A 15,183-nucleotide genomic window follows, 5' to 3' on the forward strand; every position below is an offset into this window, starting at 1 on the left:
GCAGCGATTTCGACACATCTGCATTGCGCAGTTATAGTCGTAAGCCATTCGCGCATGGGCGTGTCTCGGATTTATGTCCTGACATTTCGGGGGCTGCGTCTTACACATCTTCTATGACCGAACATTTTGATACTCTCATTATTGGCGCAGGGCTGTCCGGTATTGGTGCGGCTTGTCACCATCAACGCGATTGCCCGAACCGAACCTATATCATTCTGGAAGCCCGGACCCGCATGGGCGGGACGTGGGATTTGTTTCGTTATCCCGGGATACGCTCTGATTCTGACATGCACACGCTGGGTTATGATTTTAAACCTTGGACGGACGCGAAAGCCATTGCCGATGGTCCGGCCATCCTGTCATATATTCAGGAAACGGCGGCGGAGTTTGGGGTCGAAGATCACATCCGATATGATGCGCGGGTCGTGGCGATGGAGTGGAACTCGGACGCGGCACATTGGCATGTGACTTATCAATCCGAATCCGGCGCAACCTCACAGATGACCGCGAATTTTATTATCTCCGCGCCCGGCTATTATCGCTATGACGAAGGCCATAACCCGCATTTTGAGGGGCGCGAGGATTTCACCGGCGATATCATCCATCCGCAGCATTGGCCGGAGGATTATGAGTATTCCGGCAAGAAAATTGTCGTGATTGGGTCCGGTGCAACGGCTGTGACGCTGGTTCCATCGCTGGCCGAGACCGCCGCGCATGTCACGATGTTACAACGCAGTCCGACCTGGATTGCTTCGCGCCCTGATACCGACTGGGTCGCAAATACATTACGAAAAATTCTGCCGGAAAATGCCGCCTATGCCGTCTCCCGCGCCAAAAATATCGCCTATACACGGTTCATTTATAACACGGCGCAGAAGAAGCCGAAAAAGGTCGGCGATCATTTATTAAAGCTCATTCGAAAAGAACTGGGCCCGGATTTCGATGTCGAAAAACACTTCACACCCAATTATAACCCGTGGGATCAGCGGCTCTGTCTCGTCCCGAATGCGGACCTGTTTAAGGCCATGAAAGTCGGTAAGGCGGATGTCGTGACCGATCATATCGAGCGGTTCGTCCCCGAAGGTATAAAATTGAAATCGGGCGAGATTTTAGAGGCTGACCTGATCGTGACGGCCACAGGCTTGCAAGTTGTCTTTGCAGGGCAGGCGAAACTCTCCATTGACGGGGGTGAGAAAAATCTCGGTGAGACCTTCGCCTATCGCGGGTTGATGTTCTCTGATGTCCCCAATCTCGTCTCAATTTTTGGCTACACAAATGCAAGTTGGACATTGCGGGCGGATTTAATCTCCCGCTTCTCCTGTCGACTCATGAACCATATGGACGCGCAAAACTTGGATTACGTTGTCCCGAAAGCGCCAGCAGATTTAAAAGCCAATCCGTTTATTGATTTCGAGGCGGGGTATATCACGCGGGTTGTTGAGGAGCTGCCGAAACAAGGGGACCGCGACCCCTGGCGCAACCGACAGGATTACCGTTTTGATAAATCCGTTCTCCTGCGGGATGCGGAGTCGCATGAAGGGTTGGAATTTGGTCGGAAATTTAAACAGGACGCAGCGGCATGAGTGTTTTTAAAGATAAAGTCTGCGTCATTACAGGTGCGGCCTCGGGCATGGGGCGCGAACTTGCGTTGCAATTGGCTGCGCAGGGTGCAGTTCTTGCAATCTCCGACGTGAACGAAACGGGGTTGGAAGAGACGAAATCGATGGTTGGAGCCGGTAACCGGATTTTGGTGGATGTGCTGGATGTCTCCGACAAGGCTGCCATCGCCGCATATCCTGCCAAAGTGGAAGCGGCCTTGGGACCGGCCGATTTTGTATTCAATAATGCGGGCATGACACGCGTGGGCGATGTGGTGAATACGCCGCTGGAGTCGATGGAACAGATTATTGATGTCAATTTTTGGGGTGTCGTGCGGATGACAAAAGGATTTCTGCCCCAATTAATTCAAACCAAAGGCGTCGTGACGAACATATCCTCGCTCTTCGGTTTTATCGCCTATCATGGGCAAGCCCATTATTGCGCGTCGAAATTTGCTGTACGCGGATTTACAGAAACGCTCGCATTGGAGATGGAAGAGGCGGAAACCGGTGTTGGCGTGTGTTGCGTACATCCCGGTGGTGTACAGACCAATGTCGCGCGAAATGCGGTCGTAGATCATATGCCGGATGGGACGAGCAAGTCCGAGCTGGACGCTGACTTTGATGACCTTGCAATCACCCCCGTCGATAAAGCCGTGCAGATTATTCTTGCCGGAACGGCAAAACGGAAGAAACGTATTGTCGTCGGCTCAGACGCAAAGATTGCAAGTTTTCTACAACGCCTGATGCCTGTCAGCTATCAAAAGATTTTGGCGAAATACACAAAAGGTAAAGCCCTCGGCGCGTCGAATTAATTCAACACCAAACCTTCATGCGGGCTGTCCAATAAGAATGTCGGGACGGTGATGTCAAAGCTCTCACCCTGATCATCTTTGACCGTGTAAGACCCGCGCATCATGCCGGATGGCGCCGTCAGCGGCGCACCGGATGTGTAGCGGAACACTTCGCCGGATTTCACGACGGGACGTTCACCGACAACGCCGGACCCCCGGACTTCGTGAACTTGACCGCGACTATCCGCAATCTGCCAGAATCGTTCGACAACGGTGAGGTCGCGTCCGCTCTGATTATCAATTTCGACCGTATAGGCCCAAATGAAGCGCGAATCGGAAGGATTAGATTGATCGGCCAGAAATTCCGGCTCAACGCGGACAATTACACCGTCCGTGCGGTGTTCGTAGAGGGGAAACCCCTGAATGGACGGTAATTCGTCCTCGCTATGTTGTTCTCTCTCTCGCACGCCCACTCCCGTTCGTCACGATTTTTCAGGTTTTCCCACAAAACCAGTCTCTCTCTATCGTGACCGTGACGAAAGAATGTCGCACCTGCAAGGACTTTCCCCAGTGAATACAGGATTCAAAACAGGGAAAACTCATGTACAGATTTGTGGTCGAACCCGTTGCACATCACATAGAAAAGGGTAGCTTGCCCGCATGAGCTACGGAATTCTCCCCCAACAGGACATTGCTGACTTCGTTGCGCAGGGGCGTATTACGGGTCTGAAAACCGACCCGGCTCATCCGCCCTCGGTTCAGCCTGCAAGCCTGGATTTATGCCTCGGCGGAACTGCTTATCGTTTGCGTGCCAGTTTTCTGCCGGGACGCGATCGCACGGTTCGCGAGAGCCTGGATTTCGTCAAAATGCACGAAATCGACTTGAACGGTGGCGCGGTTCTGGAAACGGGATGCGTTTATTTACTCCCGCTTTGCGAGAGTTTGAACCTACCGGAAGATGTCGAGGGATTGGCAAATCCGAAAAGTTCGACCGGTCGACTGGATGTCTTCACCCGTGTCATTTGCGATGGCGGAGAATTATTCGATCATATTCCGGCTGGATATTCCGGACCGCTTTACATGGAGGTCGCGCCGCGTACATTCCCGGTTCTCGTCCGTCCCGGTGATCGTCTCGGACAGATTCGATTTCGACGCGGGGCTCATAAAGCGTTACGCACGCAACATGTCAGTATTGATCTGGAAGGTGACGGTCCCGGAGCGGTTATCGGCTACCGCGCGCGGCGTCATTCGGGCATGGTGGATTTACGCGGTCTTGGCGCACATGCGCCAGAGGATTTCTGGGCCCCCTTACGTGCGCCGCAAGGGCAGTTAGTTCTGGATCCTGAGGAATTTTATATTCTCGCAAGTCGCGAATCCGTTGAAATCCCGATTAATCAAGCCGCTGAAATGGCCCCCATTGCGCCCGAAATTGGCGAATTCCGGGCGCATTATGCCGGATTCTTTGATCCCGGTTTTGGTGTAGCCAAACAAGGCGGTGCTGGCAGTCGCGCGGTCTTGGAAGTCCGCGGCCGAGATGTCCCCTTTCTTCTACGACACGGACAACCCGTCGCAAAGCTTGTCTTTGAAACCATGTCGGCCATACCGGACACGCTTTATGGCGATCAGGGCAGTCACTATCAGGCGCAAGGATTACGATTGTCGAAACATTTTTCGCAGGTCTGATTTAACTAATATTAAATTCAACGTTTACGTCTTCAAATTTCAATTATCCTTCTGAACAAAATCAAGACTTAAGAAAAATGTCAGCTGAATAAGTTGCGGTTTGGATTTCATCCCTCATAGTTCCTCATAGTTCGAAACATTCATTAGGGTTGGGTTATGCGCATTTCATTTTTTAACGTCGTCATCTTTGTGGCTGCTTCATCTTTGTTTGGCGCGCTCTCCTCTGCAACCTACGCGGCGCCGCCTGCCAAAGCCTTTGGTGAATTGCCGGTCTCGTTAGACGCGGATTTGTCGCCAGATGGGAAACGAATCGGCGTGATTTCCAATCAAGGTGGTAATTATTTTGTTTATACGAGTGTGATCGATGATCTTACCGTTAAGCCGACCGTCCTCGCCCTCGGGGAAGATATCAGACCTGAATATATCCGTTGGATAAATAATGATCGCTTTGTTGTTTCCGTCGCGAAACTTGAATCCTATCGCGATACACCGTTTATGATTGGCTATCTCTACACACAGGATGTGTCCGGTGATGAAAAAGGCCGCTTAGTGGTCAAACCCCGTAACATGTTTCGACAGTTCAACAATCGAGTGGTGGATTGGTTGGAGGATGATCCGGATCATATTTTAATGGCCTATTCGGAAGAAGAATTTAGCGCCTATCCCGATGTTTATAAGGTCAAAGTGGAGAATGGCCGGGACCGACGCGTCAAAAGCGGCGTGAATGGCATCGAGCGGTGGATGACAGATGATAATGGCGTTCTACGTATCGGCGTCGGCGAGACCGATAAAGGTAAAGACCGGATGAGAATTTTTGATCCGCTCACAGAGAAATGGGAAACTGATTACGAATATCCCGGTCTCGAAGCCGACACGCCGATTTTTGGTATTTTAAGTGACGGAAGAGAATTGATTGTCGGGCGCTATAATGGCCGCGATACACTCGGGCTCTATATATATGACCTTGTTGAGAAGAAAGTGACGCGCGAATTATTCCATAATGATGATTATGATGCCTCGGGCGTCGTCGTCAGTACGGACGGCGAAACTGTGATCGGGGCTAAATATATAGCCGACGAAGTCGAGACTGAGCTCTTGGGCGAATATTCTACCCTCATTGATGAACTGCGCGCGAAATATCCTGATTATTCGGTTAGGTTTGTTGATCAAACGGACGATTACCGGACCCTCATTGTGAGAATGAGTACGGCATATGAACCGGGCGGTCTGTTTATGTATTCCAGCGGTGACGAAAATGTGCGGTTGGTGGGACGTCAATATAACGGCTTGGAAGCTGCCGATATGGGGAGCGTCGTTGCCGCCTCCTACACGGCGCGGGACGGTCAAAAAATTCCGGCCTATATTACGATGCCCGTGACTGTGACCACGCAGGCGCAGTTTAAGAACCTGCCCTTTATCATTCTGCCTCATGGCGGCCCCTATGGACGTGATGCGAAGCGATTTGACTATTTTGCACAGTTTTTCGCCTCTCGCGGTTATGGGGTTATGCAGATGAACTTTCGCGGATCTGACGGATATGGAAAATCTTTTGAAGAGGCCGGACGAAACAATTGGATTGTCATGCAGGAAGATGTCGAGGACGCGACGAAATACCTATTTAAAAAAGGATATGCTGATCCGGACCGAACCTGTATCGCCGGTTGGTCCTATGGTGGCTATGCGGCCTTGATGGGTGCGGCGAAAGATGTGGAAAATCGATATAGTTGCGTCATCGCAATGGCGGCTCTCACTGATATTGCGGATGCGAAACGTGACCTTGCAAAATATCGCGGGGGAAAAAATGCCGCCAAAACATTTTTTGGCGAGGCCATGGATGACAAAGAGACCCGCAAAGCGAATTCGCCGACGCAACGGGCGGACGATATCAAAGTCCCCGTTTTTCTGGCGCATGGCGACTCGGATATTAATGTTCACTTTGATCAATATAAGAAGATGAAGAGAGCATTGGAAAAGGCGGGTGTTGACGGGACCTATATGGAATTTGAGGATGAAGATCATTACCTCTCACGTCAGGAAAACCGCGAAGCCTTTTTCGAAGGCCTTGATAATTTCCTTATCAAGGTGAACGGCGAATCTGAATTTATGGCGAAATGAAATAAGGATTAGGCGGAGCAGCTCGCTCCGCCTAATACGCAGAACTTTGCGCAATGCGGATGGTTGAGGGCCACGGGTCCGAGGCTTTGTGAAAGCGTTTTGCCCATCTCGAATTGCGAGTCATCCCACAGCAGAGTGCAGGCAAGGATAACGGGGCGGGCTTCGCCTTTCCGTCTTACAACCATCCGCGAATGACTGCACATCAGACTATCAGGGTGGATGTCCAAAATACCCCAACAGGCTGTCGTGATTTCCGGTACGTCCATGGTGTCATCCATCTCCGGGAATAACATGACATGGGCTGGATTTGATGCATCGACTTTCCAACCGTGCTCTTCAATGAGTTTTGCATATCCCGCGCGTGCAGCGACGTCTGATTCTGAAAATGTTGCGCGTCCGGCAATATGCAAATCAAACCCATTATCTGTCAGCCAGCGAAGTCCTTCTAGCGCAATGTCGTAACTTCCGTCCCCACGTTCCGCATCATGGCTCTGTCTCGTGAAATGATCGAGGCTGACGCGCAGTGTCATCTTCCCCCGAAAGCGGTGTTGTAAATCCAAAAGTCCAGACTGTACCCGTGGCCGCATCATCGGTTTCATCGCATTTGTGAGAACGAGTAGAGAATGCCCCCGTTCCAATGCCATTTCCGATAGACGGATGATATACGGGTTCAAGTAAGGTTCGCCGCCTGTAAAACCGATTTCGATTTTACCCATATCCAGAGCGTCTATTTCATCCAGATAAGGGGCCATATCTTCCGGTGTTAGATAGATGAAATGATCAGCGGTGGGGGAACTCGCAATATAACAATTCGCACATTCAATATTACATTGTGATCCCGTGTTGAACCAGAGCGTGTCGAGCTGCTTGAAGAATACCTTTGCCCGCTTTTCACCTTTGGCGGTGATAAGAGGGTCTTTGAACTTCGCCGGATCAATCAGAATAGTCATCTTGTTATCGTAGCGAGCCAACCGAACCATGTCATATAAGAATGCGTTAAAGACCGTAATTATAAAATGGAAAGCTTGCTTGACATGTAAAGTGTGCTTGACTAAGTAAAGGACGCTTTACATAAAAAGGAGAATAGTGATGTCAGCAAAAACGCATTTAAGACGCTATATGTTTGGCATTCTGGGAGGATCACTCGGATATGCTGGCGCTATGATCGGGGTCAGTTTGGCACTCAAATCAACGGCGCTGCCACTCTCGGCGCAAATCGCATTGAGCTTAATTCCAGGATTATTCGTTTTATATATGCTTCACACAATCTGGCAGTTTGTGAGATGTGTCGATGAGGCCCAGCGCTACTTCTTCACGCAGAGTTTTGTTGTGGCGACATTTGCTGTCTTAGCTTTTAGCGGCGTATGGGGATTAATCGAATTGCTTGTCGATGGCGTACCAGATGTCCCCATATTTTGGATATTCCCCGTATTTTTTGTCTCCTTGGGCCTCTCATCATGCTTTGGTCCGGCGCGTCACATGGGTTTAAAATAGGCGGCTATCAATATGGAAAACCGTTTAAAAGAATTACGCGCCGAAAAAGGATGGTCTCAAGCTGCGCTTGGAGATGAGCTCAATATCTCGCGCCAATCCGTCAATGCGATAGAAAAGGGACGATATGATCCGTCCCTGCCGCTCGCGTTTAAAATTGCCAGATTATTTGAAATGAAAATTGAAGAGATATTTTCTGATAATTAAAGACTTTGCCCGTCGGGCGTGATGCGGAAAACCTGTGCCAGGGTCTCGATATCCAAAGCTTCATCGGGTAAGTGATCTTTGACGAGAATACCGTCTTGAATCACCCAAATGCGGTCTGCATATCTGCGCGCCAGGTTGAGGTCGTGTAAAGCGGTGATGACGGTCCGGTGCTTTCCGGCATATCCGCGAAGAGCATCCATGACTGTGAGTTGATAATAGGGGTCAAGCGCTGTGACGGGCTCATCGGCAAGAAGAATTTGTGCCTGTGTCGCAAAAGTTCGCGCGAGATGGACACGCATTTGTTCGCCTCCGGAAAGTGTACCGAATTCCCGGTCTGAAAACTCGCTCATGTCACAGCGTGAAAGACTGTCTGAAATGATCACATCATCATTCGAGGTTAGTTTACCAAGCGGCCCGATATGGGGTGTTCGGCCCAGCGCAACAATATCTCTAACTTTTCGGCGGACAGGTGCGGTCGCGTCTTGGGCAAGATAGGCCAAAGAGCTTGCGCGGGTGCGCGTATCTGGTGGAAGGTTCGTCTGACCTTCATGCGGTATGAGACCTGTGACAGCTTTAAGAAGGGATGATTTTCCCGACCCGTTCGGTCCCACCAGAGCGATTAACTCTCCGGCTCGTGCTTTTACAGTTATGCCCCGTATGACCGTTTTGCCGGAATAAGCGACGCGTATATTATTTAATTCTAACGTCATGTCTGCCGCCAAGCCAACCAAAGGAAGAACGGAACTCCGATCAATGAAGTGACAATGCCAAGATAGAGAGGGGTGCCGGGTCCGGAGGTTGCCCTGATAAGCGTGTCCACAATGACGAGGAAGATTGCGCCGCCCAATGCGGAGAGGGGGACGAGGCGCGCTTCATCAGGCCCGGTTAGGAATCGCAAAATATGAGGTACAAATAGACCGACAAATCCAATCGCACCTGCGACTGCTACGCCCGCGCCAATACAAAGCGCACAACCCGTGACGATAAGAGCTTGTGTTCTAGCCACGGAAATGCCGAGGCTTTGTGCCGTCTCTTCACCAAGCCCCAGGACGCGCAAGGCCGGACCACTGAGACAGAGTAAAGTCAATCCAACAAGTGTCAGAGGGCCGCTAATCGCGACATCTAACAGGTCAGCGTTTTTTAACGACCCCATTAACCAATATACGAGTTCCGACAGCGCCCATGGATTAGGGGCGAGGTTCATGACGAGCCCCGTCACGGCTGTCGCAAGCGCGCCAATCCCAATCCCCGCCAGGACGAGTCCTGACGCGCCCGGCTTACGGCGGGAGAACCCCGTCATTGCAAGGGCTCCCAATAGGGCCAGTCCGATCGCGGCGGGCGTGATGAGTGCGTTGAAATCAAAATACAGCGCCAGAACCGCCCCCAAAGCCGCGCAGGCTGAAAACCCGAGGAGTCCGGGGGCCGCAAGCGGGTTGCGGGTAAAGCCTTGTAGGGCTGCGCCGGATGCGCCCAATCCCGCGCCGACAATTGCGGCGAGTAAGGCCCGCGGCAGGCGAATGTCCTGCATGATGGTTTGAATATTAGCGTCCCCTCTGCCGAGCAGACCATTAAAGATTTCGGCGATTGAAAACGCGGTCGGGCCAATGATCAAACTCAATAGGCTGACGAGAATGAGCAAACCCGCGAGAGAGACCGTCCAGAGCCGCGCGCTCACAACTTCGCCAATTCTTTAGATAAAAGCTCTGCCGCATCGACAAGGCCCGGCCCTGCACAGGGCCATAATGCGCCGGGAATATCTATCTGCGGAACTGCCTCTAATCGTTCTGCCAATGCGGCGTGCCGGATGGCACGGTCATTCGTACCTTTATAATTTGAGGCCATGAAACTCGTGACAATGATATCGGGATTTAATTGTAATAGGCTTTCCGTATCGGGGCTTTGCCAACCCGGTGTTGAGATAATGTTTTCGCCACCGACGACCTCAAAGACCGCATTCACAAATGTACCGGGTCCCGCCGTCCCGCCCGCACGATTAAGATAGAGGAGTTTGGGTGGCGTTTTAGACCGATCAATTTTATTCAGACGATCTTTTAAACTGTCAGACGGGTTTCTGGCCTCTAGCGTTTTTGAAAGCGCCTCAAAATTTGTCCAAACTGTCTCGAAATTCTCGCCCCATGTTAAACTGACAGCGGGAGATTGAAGCTGCGACGGCCCTGGGCCAACGATAATTTTCGCGTCGGAAAAGGTTATCAAGCGTTCGAGATTCTCTCCCGCCTGCGGTAAGTCTTGTAATGTGTCTGGTGCGCGGGAGAGTGTACTGCGCGACTGCCAAGATAGTGCCCCAATCCGGTCGCGCAGGTCCGGCATGGCGAGAAGGTAGCTATCCGCGCAGAGCGATGTGCTGACGATTTGATCTGAGGTCAGTGCGGTATTTTTGACGGTGCAGGCGCTCAAAACGGCGACCCCAAAGGCGGTCAAGACCGCTGGATAGAGTTTTGGTCTCAGTGCTCGCTCTCGGCGACCTTGGCGAGGTAATTGCCATAGCCGGATTTCTTGAGCGGTTCCGCCAGCGTGAGGAGCTCGTCTTTCGTCAGCCACCCTTGGCGGAAACTCTCGACTTCCGGACAGCAAATACGGATGCCCTGACGGTCTTCCATCACGGCGACGAATTGCGCAGCGGCGAGGAGGGAGCGATGCGTGCCCGTATCCAGCCATGTAGTGCCTTCGTCGAGGAGTTCAACGCGCAGTTCCGAACGGTTGAGATAGATCTCGTTCAGAGCGGTAATCTCTAATTCGCCGCGGGCGGAAGGGGTGACCGTTTTCGCATATTTCGGCGCGTGCTCGTCATAGAAATACAGACCTGTGACGGCGTAATTCGAGGCTGGGTTTTCAGGTTTCTCCACGAGGGAGATCGCGTTCATATCCTTGTCAAATCCGACAACGCCGTAATCCGAAGGGTTCTTCACGTGGAAGCCAAACACGGTCGCACCGCCCGTATCTTTGACTGATCTTTTGATGGTTTTGGCGAAACCTGAGCCGAAGAAGAGGTTGTCGCCAAGGATGAGCGCGGACGGCGCGCCGTCGAGGAAATCTTCCGCGATGATAAGGGCTTGGGCTAATCCATCGGGTGACGGTTGCACCGCCCATTCAATGTTTAATCCCCAGGCTTTCCCGTCGCCCAGCAATTTTTTGAACTGCGCTTGATCGTGCGGCGTTGTGATCATCAGGATGTCCTGAATACCTGCCTGTACGAGGACGGAAAGCGGATAATAAATCATCGGCTTGTCGAAAACCGGCATGAGCTGTTTGCTGACCGTGATCGTGGCGGGATGCAGGCGTGAGCCTGTTCCTCCGGCGAGGATGATGCCTTTGCGTTGTTTTGTCATTCTGTGCGCTCCATTAAAGCTGCCGCCAATCCCTTTTGCCACTCGGGTAGGGGATGACGGAATGTTCGTTCGAAACTATCCGTGTCCAGCACGGAATAGGAAGGTCTTTCTGCGGGTGTCGGGTATTCACTGCCCGGAATTCGTTCGACACGCGTGTTGCGGTCTGTGGATTGGAAAATGGCCACGGCGAAATCCGCCCAGCTAATAGGTTCTCCGCCACCTGTGACGTGATGAACAGAGGTTTCCAAATCCGGTTCTGTCGCGAGCGTTTCTGCCGCTTTGATAACCGCGCGAGCGAGATGTCCGGCATAGGTTGGGCGACCGATTTGATCGTCCACAACGCGCAATTCGTCTCGCGTTTCGGACAGGCGCAACATGGTTGTCAGGAAGTTCTTGCCGGTCCCGTCAAACACCCAGGATGTGCGAAGGATAACCGCTCTTGCGCCTGAGGACAGAACCGCCAATTCGCCGTCCAGTTTTGACGCTCCGTATACGCCCGGTGGGTCCGTATCATCATCCGGCATATAGGGTTGGTCGGCCTCGCCGTCGAACACGTAATCCGTCGAGATGTGGACCAGCGGAATATCATGGCGGGCGCAGGCGCGTGCAATCGCGGCGGGAGCCGCGGCATTGACGGCATAGGCGGTGTCTGCATCGCTTTCTGCTGCGTCTACGGCGGTGTAAGCAGCGGCGATAATGAGTGCGCCTACGCCCGACGGTAGCATCTCGACGGCCATCTCAATCTCTTGCGGAGGCGCTGTCAGGTCGAGCGCATCACGGCCAAGCGCAATGATCTCGTGACCCATATCCTCACCCTCGCGCAGGAGGGCGCGGGCGAGCTGCCCGGTCTTTCCTATGATGGCGAGGCGCAGGGACATTACTTTTTGCCTTCGAGTCCCAAACGGGCACCGAACATATCGGCCTTCACGAGAGGTCTCCACCAATCCTCATTCTCAAGGTACCAATTGATGGTTTGCTCAAAGCCTTCATTCCAAGACACGGACGGTGTCCACTCCAGATCATTTTCAATCTTGGACGCATTGATCGCATAACGGCGGTCATGGCCGGGACGGTCTGTGACGAAGGTGATGAGCTCTTCATGTTTGAAGCCATCTTCGACTCGCGCATCCATCAATCCGCAGATTGTTTTGACGAGCTCCAGATTGGTCCGCTCATTGTTTCCGCCAATATTGTAGGTCTCGCCAATGGCACCTTTTTGTAGGACGGTTAGCAGCGCATCCGCGTGATCGTCGACATAGAGCCAGTCGCGGATATTATCGCCCGCGCCGTAAACGGGAATGGCGTTGCGGTGCAGCGCTTTCAGGATGACAACGGGGATCAGCTTTTCCGGAAATTGGAACGGCCCGTAATTGTTGGAACAATTTGTAATCAGCGTGGGGAGTTTATATGTCCGCGCCCAAGCCCGGACGAGATGGTCCGACGCCGCTTTCGAAGCGGAATATGGGGAAGACGGATCATAGCTGGTGGTTTCCTCAAATGCCGGATCGTCCAGTTCCAGATCGCCGTACACTTCATCAGTCGAAATATGGTGGAAGCGGAAATTCTCTTTCTTCTCACCCGTTAGACTATCCCAGTAAACACGGGCTCCGTGGAGGAGGTTGAACGTCCCGATCACATTCGTCTGGATGAACTCCCCTGGACTGTCGATGGAACGGTCTACGTGAGATTCTGCTGCCAGATGCATAATCGCGTCAGGTTGATGACGGTCGAACAGGCTCATCATGGCCGGGCCGTCATTGATATCGAGCTTCTCAAATGCGTAATTCGGACTATCCGAGACGGATTTCAGGGATTCCAGATTGGCCGCATAGGTCAGGCAATCCACATTGATCACAGAATGACCGTCTTTAATGGCTTGTCGGATAACGGCGGAGCCAATGAAACCTGCGCCTCCGGTAACAATGATTTTCATGATTTATCCTTGATAGGTAAACGGATTGTCGAAATCGGCAAAACTCTGTGCCTTTTGGTCTTTTTCAGAGAGGAGTGCATCCCCCGAATCCACGCCCCAATCCACGTTTAAGTCGGAATCATTCCACATGACTGACCCATCGCACTCCGGCGCATAATAGTCCGTGCATTTATAGGCAATTTCAGTGTCCGGCGCGAGTGTCCGGAACCCGTGGAGAAACCCAGGGGGCACCCAGAGTTGTTTGTCATTTTCGCCCGTCAATTCGACCGCGACCCATTGTTTATAAGTTGGTGACCCGATCCGTGCATCCACGGCGATATCCAACAAAGCCCCGCGTGGACAGCGGACGAGTTTCCCCTGTGCATGAGGTGGTGTCTGGAAATGAAGGCCTCGAATCGTGCCTTTTTTGGCGGAGAGCGAGAAATTATCCTGCACAAAAACAGGATCATGCCCGGTCGCCTCAAGAAAGGCCTGCCGCTTATAGGTTTCCATGAAATAGCCGCGCGCATCGCCAAAACGGCGCGGCGTCACGATGACGACGTCGGGTATGGACGTGCGTTCGAACTTCATGATTGATCCCAATATAAGTGCGACAAAACCGTCGCATTTTGTCGCGTCTTAACGCTTGGTTGGTCCCGCATCAACAGGGAAGGCCAATCCGCCTTTAAGAAGAACATGATCCTCACTTTTACGGGGTCGGCTAGTTTCTATGAAAGTCAATTCAACAAGGATCTCACAGATGCCCACGCTCGCTCAACAACAAACACCTTCACTTGGCCTGCCTTATATCATGCCGGGGCAGGCGCTGAGTTATATTACGCATAATGAAGCACTCAAAGCGTTGGATATTCGCGTGCAAACCCGGGTGGTCAGTCGAACGATGACCGCGCCGCCTGTGTCTCCAGAAGAGGGTCGCGGCTATATCGTTCCTGACCCTCAAGGGGACTGGGAAAGACCGCCCGGCAGTCTGATACGGTATCAGGAGGGTGGCTATCTGACCTATCCGCCTGAGATGGGGTGGCAGGTCTGGGTCGAGGATGAAGCGCGGTTTGCCGTTTTCGACGGGTCGGATTGGCAGGTTATTGGTGGGAGCGGTGATGATCTCAGCTCTCTGACCCAACTGGGCATCAATGCAACTGCGGACGGCACTAACCGACTGGCCGTGTCATCAGATGCCACACTCTTCACCCATGCCGGCGCGAGCCACCGCTGCGTCGTGAATAAATCTTCTAGCGGAGAGACGGCCTCCTTCGTGTTCCAGAATGATTTCCAAGGCCATGCGGAATTCGGACTCGTGGGCAATAATGATTTTTCGCTCAAGGTGAGCGGAAATGGTCAGGCCTTTAACGAGGTATTTCACGTCGATCCTTGGACGGCAAATCTGCGTTTGCCGGACGGGCAACAGCTGGAATTCGATGTGGATAGCGGAAATAAGGCTGGTGTCAGCTATATCCGAACGCGGCAAGGCAATATGAGTTTTGAAAAGCCGACCTCTGATGAAACACTGGCGGATGGGACCGCCTTCGTCTTTGTCGGGTGCGGGGGCAAGAATACGGGTAATCCGTTCTGGCAGGGTCTGCAACTCACCAGCACGGTCGTGACGCGAAATGGTTCAAACGTTCTTCCCCGAACGAGTCTGTATTGGCGGTTTACGGAAAAGGATGATCCGGATGATCTCTCTTTCGTTTTTAAAAATACCGCTGCAGGACTCGATGCCGATATCACATTTGTCCCTGCGGGTGATGGGGCCTTTATCGTGGATACGGCAACAGGGATGCGCGTCGGCCCGAATATTCAACCGATTGAAGCCATGTTGGATGTTCAGGGGGCGGTTCGCATGCAGACTTACACGGTTGCAACGCTTCCTCCAGGGCAGGGCGGCGGCAGTATCGCAATGGTATCGGATGCCGTTGGCGGAATGGCGCTAGTCTTCTTTGATGGAGCGGATTGGCGAACGGTTCATGATCGTCAACCGGTGTAAGCGATAAGGCCATTACCTCGAATGTGGGGTTGAA

The 15,183-nt window shown here is 52.4% G+C and carries 16 protein-coding genes; 7 read left to right on the top strand and 9 right to left on the bottom strand.

Features of this window, described 5'->3' with window-relative positions; genetic code table 11:
• Positions 1–113 precede the first annotated feature (113 nt).
• Together ACP9M6_RS05840 and ACP9M6_RS05845 are read left to right on the top strand one after the other, a co-directional pair.
• Positions 114–1,583 (top strand): flavin-containing monooxygenase, encoded by a 1,470-nt coding sequence (locus ACP9M6_RS05840; protein WP_427454359.1) that lies wholly within the window; start codon positions 114–116, stop codon positions 1,581–1,583.
• Positions 1,580–2,413, top strand: coding sequence for an SDR family NAD(P)-dependent oxidoreductase (locus tag ACP9M6_RS05845; protein WP_427454361.1), 834 nt, complete (start codon positions 1,580–1,582; stop codon positions 2,411–2,413). Before ACP9M6_RS05840 ends, ACP9M6_RS05845 begins: the two co-directional genes overlap by 4 nt.
• Here the strand turns inward: ACP9M6_RS05845 and apaG are convergent.
• Positions 2,410–2,859 carry a Co2+/Mg2+ efflux protein ApaG gene (apaG, locus tag ACP9M6_RS05850; protein WP_427454364.1) on the bottom strand — a complete coding sequence of 150 codons (450 nt, stop codon included), beginning with the start codon at positions 2,857–2,859 and terminating at the stop codon, positions 2,410–2,412. The genes ACP9M6_RS05845 and apaG overlap by 4 nt on opposite strands.
• 193 nt (positions 2,860–3,052) lie before the next feature.
• Here apaG and ACP9M6_RS05855 point away from each other — a divergent pair, with 193 nt between their 5' ends.
• Positions 3,053–4,075 (top strand): 2'-deoxycytidine 5'-triphosphate deaminase domain-containing protein, encoded by a 1,023-nt coding sequence (locus tag ACP9M6_RS05855; protein ID WP_427454366.1) that lies wholly within the window; start codon positions 3,053–3,055, stop codon positions 4,073–4,075.
• Positions 4,076–4,231: 156 nt separating this feature from the next.
• Positions 4,232–6,190, top strand: coding sequence for an alpha/beta hydrolase family protein (locus tag ACP9M6_RS05860; RefSeq protein ID WP_427454368.1), 1,959 nt, complete (start codon positions 4,232–4,234; stop codon positions 6,188–6,190).
• 8 nt (positions 6,191–6,198) lie between these two features.
• On the opposite strand, the gene ACP9M6_RS05865 is transcribed toward ACP9M6_RS05860, so the two are convergent.
• A complete protein-coding gene (locus ACP9M6_RS05865) occupies positions 6,199–7,140 on the bottom strand; it encodes a radical SAM protein (protein ID WP_427454370.1) in 942 nt (313 codons plus the stop codon).
• A 139-nt stretch (positions 7,141–7,279) separates the two neighbouring features.
• Here ACP9M6_RS05865 and ACP9M6_RS05870 point away from each other — a divergent pair, with 139 nt between their 5' ends.
• The gene (locus ACP9M6_RS05870; protein WP_427454372.1) at positions 7,280–7,684 is read left to right on the top strand and encodes a hypothetical protein; all 405 of its coding nucleotides are present in this window, start codon (positions 7,280–7,282) and stop codon (positions 7,682–7,684) included.
• Between the two features lie 12 nt (positions 7,685–7,696).
• Positions 7,697–7,888 (top strand): helix-turn-helix transcriptional regulator, encoded by a 192-nt coding sequence (locus ACP9M6_RS05875; protein WP_427454374.1) that lies wholly within the window; start codon positions 7,697–7,699, stop codon positions 7,886–7,888.
• Here ACP9M6_RS05875 and ACP9M6_RS05880 read toward each other — a convergent pair.
• The 7 genes from ACP9M6_RS05880 to rfbC are packed head-to-tail and all read right to left on the bottom strand — an operon-like array spanning position 7,885 to position 13,738.
• Positions 7,885–8,598 carry an ABC transporter ATP-binding protein gene (locus tag ACP9M6_RS05880; protein ID WP_427454376.1) on the bottom strand — a complete coding sequence of 238 codons (714 nt, stop codon included), beginning with the start codon at positions 8,596–8,598 and terminating at the stop codon, positions 7,885–7,887. The genes ACP9M6_RS05875 and ACP9M6_RS05880 overlap by 4 nt on opposite strands.
• Positions 8,595–9,563, bottom strand: coding sequence for a FecCD family ABC transporter permease (locus ACP9M6_RS05885; RefSeq protein WP_427454378.1), 969 nt, complete (start codon positions 9,561–9,563; stop codon positions 8,595–8,597). The genes ACP9M6_RS05880 and ACP9M6_RS05885 overlap by 4 nt, the downstream gene beginning before the upstream one ends.
• A complete protein-coding gene (locus ACP9M6_RS05890; RefSeq protein ID WP_427454380.1) occupies positions 9,560–10,327 on the bottom strand; it encodes an ABC transporter substrate-binding protein in 768 nt (255 codons plus the stop codon). Before ACP9M6_RS05890 ends, ACP9M6_RS05885 begins: the two co-directional genes overlap by 4 nt.
• 23 nt (positions 10,328–10,350) lie before the next feature.
• Positions 10,351–11,235: a glucose-1-phosphate thymidylyltransferase RfbA gene (rfbA, locus tag ACP9M6_RS05895; protein WP_427454382.1), complete on the bottom strand. Its 885-nt coding sequence runs from the start codon at positions 11,233–11,235 to the stop codon at positions 10,351–10,353.
• Positions 11,232–12,113, bottom strand: a complete 882-nt coding sequence (gene rfbD, locus ACP9M6_RS05900; protein ID WP_427454383.1) for a dTDP-4-dehydrorhamnose reductase — start codon at positions 12,111–12,113, stop codon at positions 11,232–11,234. The genes rfbA and rfbD overlap by 4 nt, the downstream gene beginning before the upstream one ends.
• Positions 12,113–13,168: a dTDP-glucose 4,6-dehydratase gene (rfbB, locus tag ACP9M6_RS05905; protein ID WP_427454385.1), complete on the bottom strand. Its 1,056-nt coding sequence runs from the start codon at positions 13,166–13,168 to the stop codon at positions 12,113–12,115. Before rfbB ends, rfbD begins: the two co-directional genes overlap by 1 nt.
• Positions 13,169–13,171: 3 nt before the next feature.
• On the bottom strand, positions 13,172–13,738 hold the full coding sequence (gene rfbC, locus ACP9M6_RS05910; RefSeq protein WP_427454387.1) for a dTDP-4-dehydrorhamnose 3,5-epimerase: 567 nt from the start codon (positions 13,736–13,738) through the stop codon (positions 13,172–13,174).
• Between the two features lie 169 nt (positions 13,739–13,907).
• Between rfbC and ACP9M6_RS05915 the strand changes: the two genes are divergently transcribed.
• Complete coding sequence (locus tag ACP9M6_RS05915; RefSeq protein WP_427454389.1) at positions 13,908–15,149, top strand: DUF2793 domain-containing protein; 1,242 nt, start codon at positions 13,908–13,910, stop codon at positions 15,147–15,149.
• The last annotated feature ends 34 nt before the right edge of the window (positions 15,150–15,183 follow it).

The organism is Litorimonas sp. WD9-15, assembly GCF_050271975.1.
Lineage (GTDB): Bacteria > Pseudomonadota > Alphaproteobacteria > Caulobacterales > Maricaulaceae > Litorimonas.

Bases quoted from the DNA above. Each gene is read 5' to 3' on its own strand.
- rfbA (WP_427454382.1), bottom strand. From the start codon at position 11,235: ATGACAAAACAACGCAAAGGCATCATCCTCGCCGGAGGAACAGGCTCA.
- ACP9M6_RS05875 (WP_427454374.1), top strand. From the start codon at position 7,697: ATGGAAAACCGTTTAAAAGAATTACGCGCCGAAAAAGGATGGTCTCAA.
- rfbC (WP_427454387.1), bottom strand. From the start codon at position 13,738: ATGAAGTTCGAACGCACGTCCATACCCGACGTCGTCATCGTGACGCCG.
- ACP9M6_RS05855 (WP_427454366.1), top strand. From the start codon at position 3,053: ATGAGCTACGGAATTCTCCCCCAACAGGACATTGCTGACTTCGTTGCG.
- ACP9M6_RS05865 (WP_427454370.1), bottom strand. From the start codon at position 7,140: ATGACTATTCTGATTGATCCGGCGAAGTTCAAAGACCCTCTTATCACC.
- rfbB (WP_427454385.1), bottom strand. From the start codon at position 13,168: ATGAAAATCATTGTTACCGGAGGCGCAGGTTTCATTGGCTCCGCCGTT.
- ACP9M6_RS05845 (WP_427454361.1), top strand. From the start codon at position 1,580: ATGAGTGTTTTTAAAGATAAAGTCTGCGTCATTACAGGTGCGGCCTCG.
- ACP9M6_RS05840 (WP_427454359.1), top strand. From the start codon at position 114: ATGACCGAACATTTTGATACTCTCATTATTGGCGCAGGGCTGTCCGGT.
- ACP9M6_RS05860 (WP_427454368.1), top strand. From the start codon at position 4,232: ATGCGCATTTCATTTTTTAACGTCGTCATCTTTGTGGCTGCTTCATCT.
- rfbD (WP_427454383.1), bottom strand. From the start codon at position 12,113: ATGTCCCTGCGCCTCGCCATCATAGGAAAGACCGGGCAGCTCGCCCGC.
- ACP9M6_RS05915 (WP_427454389.1), top strand. From the start codon at position 13,908: ATGCCCACGCTCGCTCAACAACAAACACCTTCACTTGGCCTGCCTTAT.
- ACP9M6_RS05880 (WP_427454376.1), bottom strand. From the start codon at position 8,598: ATGACGTTAGAATTAAATAATATACGCGTCGCTTATTCCGGCAAAACG.
- ACP9M6_RS05870 (WP_427454372.1), top strand. From the start codon at position 7,280: ATGTCAGCAAAAACGCATTTAAGACGCTATATGTTTGGCATTCTGGGA.